We start from the raw sequence: 409 nt of genomic DNA on the forward strand, positions 1-409 counted from the left end.
TCCGCAAGAAACTTGATAAAGTCCTTATGGGTGGCAAGTTCGCACAGCAGACGGTTGTTAATCCGACCGCTTTTCAGAAGTGCTACCATCTCATCACTCAAATGCAGCTCCCTTAATGGCGTGTTGATCTCCGCCCGGTTCTCTGTCCGGCAAAAGAGATAATCGAGGGACACCCCATAAAAATCTGCCAGCAGGATAAGGTTGCCATGATTGATTTCCTTATAGTCATCTTTTTCATAACTGCCAAGAGCCGATTTTGAAATACCCGTTTGCTCTGCCAGTTCTTCCAGTTTTAATCCTTTGTTTAATCGTAAATCTTTTAGCCGTTCCTGTATTGTAGTAGCTCCGTTCATTGAAGCAGTTCCCCCTTCTGACAACATTTATAACCGTTGAATTGATTATACCATAT

1 protein-coding gene is annotated in these 409 nt (G+C 43.0%); it reads right to left on the reverse strand.

Features of this window, described 5'->3' with window-relative positions:
* A partial coding sequence (locus GPK83_RS12270) for a helix-turn-helix transcriptional regulator (RefSeq protein WP_215704900.1) occupies nucleotides 1–353 on the reverse strand: 353 nt, incomplete at its 3' end.
* Between the last annotated feature and the right edge of the window lie 56 nt (nucleotides 354–409).

The organism is Clostridium sp. MCC328 (genome assembly GCF_018785465.1).
GTDB classification, from domain to species: Bacteria; Bacillota; Clostridia; order Lachnospirales; family Lachnospiraceae; genus Pilosibacter; species Pilosibacter fragilis.